The sequence below is a fragment of the Cellvibrio sp. pealriver genome (genome assembly GCF_001183545.1).
Lineage (GTDB): Bacteria > Pseudomonadota > Gammaproteobacteria > Pseudomonadales > Cellvibrionaceae > Cellvibrio.
This window is the reverse complement of sequence record NZ_KQ236688.1, coordinates 736,032-749,083: the sequence shown is the minus strand read 5'-3', so window position 1 is coordinate 749,083 and position 13,052 is coordinate 736,032. Positions and strand designations below refer to the sequence as shown.

The 13,052-nt window shown below is 51.3% G+C and carries 6 protein-coding genes; 4 read left to right on the top strand and 2 right to left on the bottom strand.

Features of this window, described 5'->3' with window-relative positions:
• The first annotated feature begins 38 nt into the window (after positions 1-38).
• A complete protein-coding gene (locus VC28_RS03080; protein ID WP_049629355.1) occupies positions 39-1,436 on the top strand; it encodes an aminotransferase-like domain-containing protein in 1,398 nt (465 codons plus the stop codon).
• 245 nt (positions 1,437-1,681) lie between these two features.
• The gene (fusA, locus tag VC28_RS03075; RefSeq protein WP_049629354.1) at positions 1,682-3,775 is read left to right on the top strand and encodes an elongation factor G; all 2,094 of its coding nucleotides are present in this window, start codon (positions 1,682-1,684) and stop codon (positions 3,773-3,775) included.
• Positions 3,776-3,970: 195 nt separating this feature from the next.
• Here the strand turns inward: fusA and VC28_RS03070 are convergent, their stop codons facing one another.
• Positions 3,971-4,861 (bottom strand): AEC family transporter, encoded by an 891-nt coding sequence (locus tag VC28_RS03070; RefSeq protein ID WP_049629353.1) that lies wholly within the window; start codon positions 4,859-4,861, stop codon positions 3,971-3,973.
• A gap of 167 nt (positions 4,862-5,028) precedes the next feature.
• On the bottom strand, positions 5,029-11,481 hold the full coding sequence (locus VC28_RS19255) for a beta strand repeat-containing protein (RefSeq protein WP_053094149.1): 6,453 nt from the start codon (positions 11,479-11,481) through the stop codon (positions 5,029-5,031).
• A gap of 257 nt (positions 11,482-11,738) precedes the next feature.
• Here VC28_RS19255 and VC28_RS03060 point away from each other — a divergent pair, with 257 nt between their 5' ends.
• Positions 11,739-12,758: a DUF72 domain-containing protein gene (locus tag VC28_RS03060; RefSeq protein ID WP_049629352.1), complete on the top strand. Its 1,020-nt coding sequence runs from the start codon at positions 11,739-11,741 to the stop codon at positions 12,756-12,758.
• A gap of 93 nt (positions 12,759-12,851) precedes the next feature.
• Positions 12,852-13,052, top strand: coding sequence for an addiction module protein (locus VC28_RS03055; protein WP_049629351.1), 201 nt, complete (start codon positions 12,852-12,854; stop codon positions 13,050-13,052).

Genomic DNA, 13,052 nt, shown 5'->3' with positions numbered 1-13,052 from the left:
CTATTCAACGTAAATCAAATTCACTGAGCGGAGCTGCAATGGATATTCTCTACCGGAAATTGGCCGATGAGCTGGCCAGCTTGATTAATGCAGGAGGATTTCAGGATGGTGATCGCCTGCCCGGCGTGCGCCAGCAAGCACAGGCGCGTCAGCTGAGTATTGCCACCGTTTTATCGGCCTATCGCCAGCTGGAGGATTGGGGTTTACTGGAAGTACGTAACCGTTCGGGGTTTTATGTCAAAACCAAACCGACTCTGGCGGTATCACCGCCGCGCATTGTTGTCACCACCATGCGCCCGGCGTTGGTAACCGGTCAGGATATGGTGCTGAAACTGATTAAGGCTGCAAATGATCCGACCGTTGTGCAGTTAGGCGCGGCTGTTCCCGCAGCGGAATTCCTGCCGACACGACAGATTGAACAAGCGCTCACCAAAGCAGCGCGCCATTATCGGGTGCGCACCGCGAACTATGAGTTCTCACCCGGCGCACCCGAGCTGCGCCGCCAGTTATCGCGTCGATTGGCCGATGCGGGCTGCGCTGTACATCCGGATAATCTGGTGATTACCAATGGCTGCCAGGAAGCCCTGACATTAGCGCTACGCGCCGTCACATCGCCAGGTGATGTGGTGGCCATAGAATCACCAACCTTTTACGGATTGCTGCAGGTAATCGAATCTCTTGGACTAGAGGCGCTGGAAATCCCCACTACCCCGCACTCAGGGATGTCATTGGAAGCGCTCGACTTGGCACTCGGCCGCTGGCCGATTAAAGCCTGCGTTGTCACTCCGAATTTCAGTAATCCATTGGGCTGCCTAATGCCTGACGAACACAAACAAAAACTGGTAGCGATGCTCAAAGCAAAAGAGATCACATTGATTGAAGATGATATCTACGGCGATTTGGGCTTTAGCCACGCCCGACCTTCGTTACTGAAGGGGCTGGATGAAAACGTCATCCTGTGCAGTTCAGTCTCAAAAACCCTATCTCCCGGGTTGCGGGTGGGCTGGATCGCACCGGGGCGTTATCAGGAAAAAGTAGAGTACATGAAATATGTCTTGAATCTGGCCACCACGACTGCCCCACAACTGGCGGTTACAGAATTGTTAGAAACGGGCCAATATGAACGCCACTTGCGGCGGGTACGCAGTGACTATGCACAAGCCGTGGCACGCATGACTGAAGCGATTGTCCATTACTTCCCGGAAGGCACCAAAATCACCCGCCCTGAAGGCGGTTTTGTTATCTGGCTGGAATTACCGGGCGATGTGGATACCTTTGCATTGGCATACAAAGCTCTGGAACAGGGGATCAGCATCGCGCCCGGGCCCATTTTTTCAGCCAGCCAAAAATACCGGCAATTTATCCGGCTTTCTTGTGCTTGCGTGTGGAACAACCGGATTGAGCGAGCATTGGCAAGCTTGGCCTCACTCATATAAAAGCATCCAAATGCGCTTGTGGAAGTATCGGCACGAATAAAATGCGTTGTCATAAAAAGGAAGCCAAGTAGGTAAAACCCCCGACTTTCTACCGCCCAATCACCTTTATCGATCTAAAAAATGTAAAACAATCAAGTTAGCTTTCTTTTTCTGTGCGCAATTTCGGATAACTTCCTGTATATTACGCCGCTATTTTCTAACCCAGCTTTTTTCTAACCTTAGTATTAACACATAAAGAGAGTCCTATGGCTGACTTATCCCTTTACAGAAACATCGGTATCTTCGCCCACGTGGACGCCGGTAAAACCACTACCACTGAGCGTATCCTCAAACTCACCGGTAAAATCCACAAACTCGGCGAAGTGCACGAAGGCGAATCGACCACTGACTTCATGGTGCAAGAAGCCGAGCGCGGCATCACCATCCAGTCGGCAGCGGTAAGCTGTTTCTGGAAAGGCCACCGCTTCAACGTAATTGATACCCCCGGACACGTTGACTTCACCGTAGAAGTTTACCGTTCACTCAAGGTACTGGACGGCGGTATTGGCGTATTCTGTGGTTCTGGTGGTGTAGAGCCGCAATCAGAGACCAACTGGCGCTATGCAAACGACTCTAAAGTATCCCGTTTGATTTTCGTAAATAAACTAGACCGTATTGGTGCCGACTTTATTCGCGTAACCGAACAAGTAAAAAATGTATTGGGCGCAAACCCGTTGATCATGACCTTGCCAATTGGCCGCGAAGATACTTTCGTAGGTGTTGTAGACCTGCTGAATCGTCAAGCGTACGTATGGGATGATTCAGGCTTGCCAGAAAACTTCAAAGTTGTTGATATCCCTGCTGATATGGCAGATGACGTTGAGCTGTATCGCAATCAATTGGTCGAAACTGCGGTAGAACAGGATGATGACCTGTTGATGGCCTACATGGAAGGTGAAGAGCCTTCTGTTGAAGACCTCAAGCGCTGCATCCGTAAAGGCACCCGTGACTTGGCCTTCTTCCCTACCTTCTGTGGTTCCGCGTTTAAAAACAAGGGTATGCAATTACTGCTGGACGGTGTAGTTGATTACCTGCCAGCACCAACCGAAGTTAACCCACAGCCATTGACTGACGAAGAAGGCAACGAAACTGGCCAATACGCTATCGTTTCTGCTGACGAGCCTTTCCGCGCGCTGGCGTTCAAAATCATGGATGACCGCTTCGGTGCCCTGACTTTCGTACGTATTTACTCCGGTGTTCTGAACAAAGGCGACACCATTCTTAACTCCTTCACCGGTAAAACCGAACGTGTTGGCCGCATGGTTGAAATGCACGCCAATGACCGCACCGATCTGACTACAGCGCAAGCAGGTGACATTATTGCGCTGATTGGTTTGAAGAACGTGCAGACCGGCCACACCCTGTGTGACCCAAAAGTTCCTTGTACTTTGGAACCCATGGTATTCCCAGAGCCAGTGATTTCTATTGCTGTTACACCAAAAGACAAGAGCATGATCGAGAAGATGGCGACTGCTATCGGTAAGTTGGTATCTGAAGATCCAACCTTCCGCGTTGAAACCGATCAGGATTCTGGTGAAACCATCCTGAAAGGTATGGGTGAATTGCACTTGGATATTAAAGTGGACATCATGAAGCGCACCTACGGTGTAGAGCTGAATGTTGGTCAACCACAAGTAGCCTACCGCGAAACCATTACCCGTGAGATCGAAGACTCTTACACCCACAAGAAGCAATCGGGTGGTTCTGGTCAGTACGGTAAGATCGATTACCGCATCCGTCCGGGCGAGCCAAACTCTGGCTTCAAGTTCACCACTACCGTTGTAGGTGGTAGCGTTCCAAAAGAATTCTACCCAGCGATTGAAAAAGGCTTTGAAGGCATGATGGGCACTGGCCCATTGGCTGGCTTCCCGGTATTGGACGTAGAAGTTGAACTGTTCGACGGTGCATTCCACGCCGTGGACTCGTCAGCAATCGCGTTTGAAATCGCAGCAAAAGGCGCTTTCCGTCAATCTATGCCAAAAGCGGGTCCACAACTGCTTGAGCCAATCATGAAAGTAGACGTGTTCACCCCCGAAGATCACGTAGGTGATGTGATCGGTGACTTGAACCGTCGTCGTGGCATGATCAACGGCCAAGACGCTGGCGTAACTGGCGTACGCATCAAAGCAGAAGTTCCGCTGTCAGAAATGTTTGGTTACATCAGCCACCTGCGTACTATGACCTCTGGCCGTGGCCAATTCTCTATGGAATTCGCTCACTACTCTCCATGCCCTGCAAACGTGGCTGAAGCAGTAATCGCGAAAGAGAAAGAAAAGAAAGCTGCCGCTGCTAAAAACTAAGTTTTAGCAAACGCCAATAAAAAACCCGCGAATGAAAGTTCGCGGGTTTTTTATTGGGCAATTGTTTTGTCTGTCTATTTTCATCGTCTTGATATTTTTATAACCTCGTTATTTTTGTTACCCAATTATTATGATCACCTACTGATTGTGGATTATGGTTTTTCAATATTTCCTGGCAGAATTTGCCTATTATCATCACAAAATCACCATCAATAAAAATGGCAGCCCCATAAAAGCAACAAGCGTTGATACTACAACCATCGCTGCCACCTCTTCCGGTTTATGTCCGTACCGCAATGCTAATAAGTAATTAAATACTGCAATTGGCATTGCAGATTGTAACAACACCACATTGCGCGACACGCCCGTCAAACCCATCAGTTCACACACAATAAATCCGAGTACTAAACCGCCACCAACACGAATCACACTGAATAATAAGCTGCGTTTCCAGGAATGGATTTTTAATGTTGCAAGCGATACCCCCAAGGCAATTGTCATTAATGGAATAGCAATTCCACCCAACAAATCTACTGTATTGCTTATCCAACGCGGCAAGTCGGTATCTGTGATTAATAAAATCACAGCAATTGCCATCGCATAAATCACGGGCTGTTTAGCGATAGATTCCATGCGCTTAAAAATTCCGCCTTCGCTATTGGCAACAATTAATAAACCAACAGTGAAAGTCGCAATCATCATCACCATAAAAGAACCTAACGCAAGCGCGAGTCCAGTTTGCCCATAGGCGAATAAACAGAGTGGCAAACCCATATTGCCATTATTAGGAAACACCAGCGGTGGCAAATAGGTGGCGATTTCCAGCCTCATCCACCGCAACAATAGCCATCCAAACAACCCCATCGCCGTCATGGTGAATGCTGTTGCAAGGGCAACCTGCCCCATCACCTCCGGTTGCACTTCGACCTTCGCCATTACGCTGATGATCAAACAAGGCGAACCGATGTTCATTACAATGCGTGAAATAAAATCCGACGGAAAACCGGTACCGGTTTTCCCCCAAATAAATCCAGCACCGACAGAAATAACAATAGGGGCGAGAATAGCGAGCAATTCGCTCAACATAAAAAATCCAGCGTAGAAAATTAATATCAAAAGAAAACAGGTTGCGCATATTAATGCGTAACGCTTTTTATGAGCACAATAATTTCATTCAGCAAAAAAACACACCATAAAAAAATCCCGCACACAGCGGGATTTTTTTGCAGCGCAACACACGCAATAGGTGCGATTTAAAAACTGAACCGCCCCGATACACCCCACAGGGTTACATGCTGGTCATCCAGTCGGATGTAGCGCGCACCGGCTCCCAGACCTATGTGATCGTTGAAGAGGTAATCCAGACGTAAGCCCGTGAGTAAATCCGTGCTGTCATCGTATTTCACGTTGAACGCAGCCCCCTTGGTGTCAACATCCCCGCTCCACATAAATAAACCCAGCTCGGGGGATAATTGCCAGTGGTCGGCAAAACTCCAGATATATCCCTGCACCAGAGTTATACCATCGGCAGTGATCGGGTAATGGCCGACAACCGCATTACCAAAGGCGGCTCCATCGGTCGCGCCATCGAGCATCAGGTTGACAGTGACATCGCCCAGATCCAGATAGCCTATTTCGGTGTAGGTGACTTTATTCCACGCATAACCCAACGACAGCTGGTAGCCATTGCGATCCACATCGTATTGACTCAACTTGTAGTTGAAGTCCGATTGCATGGCCGCGTTAAAATCACCGGCCTTCTGGCTGCCGTTGACCTGATAGGCATCGATACGCAGGTGCAGTTTGTCCGCCGGACTGGCCTGGGTGCCGGAGGCAATCAGGCCGAAGCTGAGCAGTGCAATGACTTTTCTCATGGTTTTCCCTCTCTTCACTCTGCGTATTAATAAAAGCCCAAGTCCGAGCAGCAGCCATGCGCCTGCTGCACCGCCACCACCGCTGGTCTTAACCTCCTTCGGTGGCTTGGGTTCCGGTGGCTCAACGGCTTTCGCCTGACTCACTGCACCCGGGTCTACGACTGCTGAGTTCACCAAGCCGTCATCATCGTTCGGGCCACCGTCTTGAATGGTTAACTGCACGCACATATGACCTGCGGTTAAACCGCTAGTCCATTCTGCGGTGCCGGGCGGTGGGCAATAGCCGGGGTTGCCTGCTGTAGAGTGCACCGCATTGTTGGCATCGCTGATAAAGTTTACCCAGCTGCCACGTTGATACTTGCGATAGACCGCATTGGCCGGAATCGCTGAACGCTGCGGAATAACGATACGCACCGATTGCCCCGGTGTCGGCAAATCGCGGATGGCGAAGTCAAACACACCGCCCACCGGCTCGAAGGCAGGGTCAATCACCAAATCATCCAGCGTACCAATCTCCTGATCCAGAATCTGGACACCACCGGAAGCGCCACTACGTGCAAACAAGCCCAAACCACAGCGAACACCCGGATCACACTCAATCAGGAAAGCGTTAGTGGTATTACCCTGCTGCGGCAAGATGTTGCTTGATGGCATGTTATCCAGATAATCCGGAATGCCGTTGTCGTCAGTATCACCGGTACCCTCCAGCTCATCATTAATGCCATCCTTATCGGTATCGGTATTCACATCCAACACCGGCAGGCTGCTTACTACGCGGAAATAAGCGGATGACTGGACACTGGCACCGGCAGAATCAGACACCGTTACTTTCAGTTGGTGACTGCCAGCCAAACCTGCCGGATCAAAGGTACGACTGGCGTTGGCAGGGTTGCCATCGATATCGGCAAGGCCACTCGTGGCAGACCAATCATAGGTATGCGTGTCTTGCTTGTTGGCATCCACTACTGTCGCTGTTACCGTCACCGGTCCGCCGCTTGGCGATACCAGGCTGGTGTTAATGCCACCCTGTGTAATGCTGAGGCTAACAATGGGCGGGACATTACCCTGACGAATATCAATCACGTGGGTGCTGGCCGCACCGGTATTGATACCGGAGCCCAAAGCAACCACCAATTTGCTGTCACTGAAGCCTGTTACATCCGCAAGTGTTACCGGGATCGCCACTTCCACCTGCCCAGTCTGGGTAAAGGTTGCTGTGCCACTGGTCAGGTTATGCTCTGCTGCGGTCGCCGTGGTTGCGGTATCAATGACGTAGGGAATAGCCAGCGGATAAACCGGCGATGGCCCGTTGAGCAACACCTTGAATTCAACATCGCTGCCGCGAACAGCAACCTGCGACTTACTCAGGGATACCAACGGCCAGATATTAACTACCTGTACCGCTTCTCCACTTACACCTACAGCGTTGGTAGCCTTCCACTTGATCTCATGACGGCCAGGTGCCAGCAGTAATGCATTTGTCGCTGTCAGCCCTTCTACTGTAGTGGTACAACAGTCATTGCCGGTTACACCGTCTTTTGCCAAGGCTTTAATCGCTGCATCAACCTCGGCCTGTGAGGCATTGGGGCTTGCACCCAATAACTGGCGCAGGGTGATAGACGTAAACAGTCCTGTTGCATCCACACTCAGCTCTGCAGGTGCGGTAACGATGGGTTGCAGTGGGTCGATGGTGGAAATGACCTCAATATCAAACGCCGGCAAGGCCGTACTGGTAGTGCCGTCACTCACACTGATCACAATACCAATCGTCTTGCCGCTATCGGTTCCGGCCGGTGTACCGGTCAGGGCACCGGTTGCGGTGTTAAAGCTGGCCCAGGTTGGCTTGTTGGTGATACTGAAAGTCAGCACATCGGCGGTATCAATATCGCTGGCGGTTGGGCTAAAGCTGTAGGCCGTATCCTGATCCAGACTGGTGGATGGGGTGCCGCTGATCACCGGCGCATCATTCACCGGTGTGACGGTGACACTGACACTGGTACTGGCCGTTGCACTGCCATCACTGACCTGAACAGTAAAGCTGTCACTGCCATTGAAATTAGCCGTTGGGGTATAGCTGACACTACCCCCGGACACACTGGCACTGCCGTTCTGGGCAGGGCTGGTGATGCTCCAAGTGAGGGGATCGTTGTCACCGTCGGTAGCCGTGAGGCTCAGGCTAAACGGTGTTGGGGTGCCATCTTCACTCATGGTGACGCTGACGGAACCGCCCTGTGTAATTACCGGTGCATTGTTTGGCGGTACCGATGGCGTTACCGCGTTGGATGCTGCCGATGCCGCACCGGTACCAGCAGCGTTAGTTGCAGTGACGGTAAAGGTATAGGCAGTGCCGTTGGTCAAGCCGGTGAATGTGTAAGGCGAGCTGGTTGCCGCGCGGGTGATCGCACCGGGGTTGGCGGTGACGGTGTAGCCGGTGATCGCTGAGCCACCGTTAGAGGCAGGCGCAGTGAACGTCACTGTAGCCTGGGTATTGCCTGCGGTGGCAGTACCAATCGTCGGTGCACCGGGAACCACGGCATTGACGGTAAAAGTGCGGCTCTCCTGGGTTGCGGCCAGATAAGTGCTATCGCCCGCTTGGTCGGCATTAATCGTACAGTCCCCTGCGCTTACAAAGGTAAGCAATCCACCGGTCGTGATGGTACACACACCGGTACTAGAAGACGTAAAGGTCGGGGTCAGACCAGTGGCATTTGTCGTCGCAGTAAGGGTTGGCGATGTACCGAAAGTCTGTGCACCTGGATTCGCAAAGGTAATTGTCTGTGCTGCCTTGGGTGTAATCGAGTTGGATGAGCCCGATGCAGGGCCAGTACCGGCTGCGTTATCGGCTGTTACGGTAAAGGTATAGGGCTGCCCGTTGCTCAAACCGGATACTACAATCGGTGAAGCAGCTCCGTTTACTGGTGCTACATCCGGTGGGCTGACGGTAACCGTATACCCCGTAATGGTTGTGCCACCGGTATTAACTGGTGCAGTAAATGCCACGCTTGCCTGGGTATCACCAGCAACAGCAGTCCCTATGGTTGGAGCGCCGGGAACAACTGCACTCACGGTAAAGCTACGGCTTATCTGAGTTGCGGCCAAATATTGGAAATCGCCCGCCTGATCTGCATTGATAGTACAGACTCCAATAGTGATGAAGGTCAATACACCTTCACTGGTCACAGTACAAACACCGGTAGTCGATGACGTAAAGGTGACATCCAGTCCTGATGTTGCTGAAGCTCCACCATTGACAACCCGCAAATCAGGAGTGGTGCCAAAGTTTTGCGCACCTGGGTTGGCGAAGGTAATGGTTTGGGCTGCTTTAGGCGTAACGGCGTTGGATGCTACCGAAGCCGCTCCCGTGCCCGCCGAGTTAGTCGCAGTCACTGTGAAGGTGTAGGAAACACCATTGGTCAAGCCGGTCACGGTAATCGGCGAGCTTGAACCGGTGCCGGTCGCACCGCCAGGGTTAGCGGTGACGGTATAACCGCCCGCAAGGATCGCAGCACCACCTGTGCTCGCTGGCGCAGTAAAGGTGACCGAGGCTTGGGTGTCTCCTGCGGTTGCCGTACCAATCGTTGGCGCACCGGGAACGACCGCATTTACTGTGAAGCTACGGGTTACGGTCGCCGCCAAATTGGTCGCGCCGTTACCGGCCTGATCGGCATCGATCGTACAGGTACCTGCGCTTACAAAGGTCAATGCGCCACCGGAAGTGATAGTACAAACACCAGTGGTAGACGACGAGAAGCTGACCGTTAGCCCAGAGCTAGAAGTCGCCGTCAGGGTTGGTGTAGTGCCAAAGTTATAGTTGGTAGGTTGGCCAAAGGTAATTGTCTGGTCGGCCTTGGGGGTTACCGAATTGGAGGCCGCCGAGGCTGAGCCTGTGCCTATCCCGTTGGTCGCCGTCACAGTAAAGGTATAGGCAGTACCGTTAGTGAGACCGGTGATGAGAATCGGCGAACTGGCACCCGTATTTGTAAAACCTCCGGGGTTAGAGGTCACGGTATAACCAGTGATAGCAGAACCACCATTGTTGCCAGGAGCACTGAAAGCAACGGATACTTGAGCATCACCTGCAGTTGCAGTGCCGATGGTTGGTGCATCGGGCGCTGTCGGAATGGCCACAGTATGGGCGGAACCACTCGTATAGGCGGCTGGACCTACGTTGCCAGCAGCATCACTGATATTCGTTGCGCCATTCAGGTTCAGCTTGATAGTACCGTTACCGGAAATACCGCTTACCGTTACAGTCACACTGGAACCCGAGGTCGCAGAGACACTGGCGACAGTGCCGGTCGCGCCACCGGTAGTACCAAGCGCAAAATCATCGGTAGAAATATTGCTGACGGACTCACTGAAAATTACGGTGAAATCAACACTGACATCGGTTGATACCGCACCACCCGATGGCGCAGTGCTCGTCACAGAAGGTGTTACACCATCGACCACCAACGCTTTATTAGCACCCAGAGAGTTGGCCGCTCCAGGCGTCGCGAGTGTCAGCGTTGCGTTGTTGCTAGCGGCGTCACGAATGGTGCCACTGTTTAACGCCAGTGCACTGGTTGATACGTAGTCCAAATCGCTGTTGTTGTCGCCCGCTTGAACGGTGTAGCTGAAGGTCAAGCTGCTGGAGCCACTACCACTCGCATAATTAATGGTGCGATCCGTTGTGCCCGTCTCCAGAGTCAGTTGTGGCGTACCGGTGACATTGACCACTTCGCTGAAATTAACTTGAATGCTGATCAAATCACCAGCTTTGTAGGTACCGTTAGCGGTGCTTGCAGTCACCGATGAAACGGTGGGTGCGGTGCTGTCAACCAGAACACTGGCTGTGGAACCGACAGAATTCAAGGTCAGCGTCATGTCATTGTTAGCGGCATCTTTCATGGTTCCGCCGTTCACACCGAGTGCACCCACGGTAATACCGTCTGAATCAACCAAACCACTCTCAACCGTGTAGCTAAAGACCAGCGCCGAGGTTCCAGTGCCCGACGAATAGGCTGCATATTTGGTTGTGGCACCAATGGTCAATGCAATTCGGGGGGTACCACCGCCAGTATTTACGACCACATTTTCGCTGGTGTTGACGGTGAACGTTAGTGATTGCCCAGTGATATAAGTTGCGCTCGAGGGAACGCTGACACTGGTAACGGTGGGTGGGGTGGAATCAGGAAGAACAGCATTTGCAAATACGATATCGTCCATCGCCAGGGCGACGTCAGTACCATCGGATGCGGTGATCCGCACTTCGTCAACATTTTGAAAGATAGACGCTGTGAGTCCGTTACCCTGGTTGAAGCTGGTAGGAGTAGTGCCTGTCGCCGTGTTGAGGTTTACCGCACCGGTTGATGATCCATCCAGGAAGCCCTCGAAGCGCAATGTTCGACCAGAGCTAGCGATGTAGACCTGCAGGTAGTCAATGATTCGAATGCCACTGAACGAAAAATCGGTGCCACCTTGGCTGCGGATGATCAGCGTGGGCGCCCCGACACCCGAGTCATCAGCAATGCCCTCATCTGAGGTTGTTGTTGCTCCGTTTGCGTAAACGTCACTGTAGTAAGCCCAGACGTGGCCATTATTGGTATTGCCGGTGCTTGCGCTGTAGATCTCGATTACAACACCACCAATGTCCGTTGAATTAGCCTCACCATCATTTACGGTGCTTCCGAGCGCAGTATCGCTGCCTGAAAAATTCAACGTACCTGAAAATGCCATTGCATTTTGAGTCGTAGCCAGCGCTAGCGAGACGAGTAACAATCTCCATAAAGTGACCTTGATACTATTTATTTTGCTAGAAAAAATTTGCTGAACAACCTTGACCCAAAACATAGTGTCGCCCCTAATTTTCATTTGAATTCCGCCCAATAAAACATGTATGAAAGACTAGCCTGTTCCCAAACAAAAACAAATAACACGGTATTTCAGATCATACTTTTTATTCCCATAAGAAATAAAAAAACGCTTGATGTACAGGAGTCAACGCTGAAGAGATGGATTTGATTAAATGTTAGTAAAAGCTGACATCCAAAAACCTCTTCTATATCCTGCCCTAGCCTTAATGACTATCAGCTTCAAGTGATTTGGATATGCAAGATTCTCTCTTCGGTGAACCACAAGATCCCCCCGCAAAACCCGCTAAAAAATCCGGCAAACAGGTTGAGCCGGTTGTTCCTGATGCGGAATGGATTGCGCTGGCGGATTCACTGCCGTCGCATCTGCGGCTGGGAACATCGTCATGGAATTACCCGGGCTGGAATGGTTTGGTGTGGGATGGGGAATACGCCGAGACAAATCTATCGCGTTACGGATTAGCGGCTTACAGCAAACACCCGCTGTTGCGCACCGTGAGTATAGACCGCAGTTTTTATCGTCCGCTCAACGTTGCGCAGTTCGCGCAGTATGCATCGCAAGTTGGTGACGATTTTCGTTTTGTGGTGAAAGCACCGAGTTTGATTACCGATGCTTTGGTGCGCGATGAATCCGGCAGAGGCATGCGCACAAACGCGCATTTTTTATATGCGGAAGAAGCAGTGCAAATGTTTGTGGAACCAGCGCTGGAAGGTTTGCAACATAAATTGGGCGCATTGGTTTTTCAGATAAGCCCCCTGCCCGCTGCATGGCTTGGGCAAATGCCGAAACTGATTGACCGTTTGCATCAGTTATTAGCTTCGATCCCCAACTTAAAAAACACCGCGCCCGATGGCGTAGTTGCGGTAGAAGTGCGCGACCCGCAATGGTTAACGCCGCAATTTGTGAATGCTCTGCGCGATACCGGTGCCACCTACTGCATGGGTTTGCATGCAAAAATGCCGCGCATTAGCGAGCAACTTCCAATTTTGCGCGCACTCTGGCCCGGGCCGTTGGTGTGCCGCTGGAATTTAAACCCAGTGCACGGTGCGTTTGGTTATGAAGATGCGAAAGATGCTTATGAGCCTTACGATAAAATCATCGACCCTGATACCGAAACACGTATGGCATTAACAAACGTCATTCGCGGCACTGCAAGTGGTGGGCAAAATGTATTTGTGACGCTGAGCAATAAAGCAGAAGGCTCCGCGCCTTTGTCGGTGATCGAACTGGCGCGGGCGCTTCAGAACCATCAATAATATCCCTGATAGCAGTCAAAAAAATGGTTAAACCCGATTTGATAGGTTGGGTGTATACTTTGAACCATCCACACTACGCCCAATGTGAATCCTATGAATATTCAGTCACTTAGCATTTCAGAAAGAATTTTGCTTGCAGAACAATTATGGGATAGCGTCAGAACAAGAAGCGATGAAGTCAAGGTTCCTGATGAGCTTATCGCGCTACTGGATGAACGGCTGGCAACCTTAGCATCGGATGGAGAGGCAGGCAGCGACTGGGAAAGCGTGAAAAAAAGGATTACAGACAAGTAA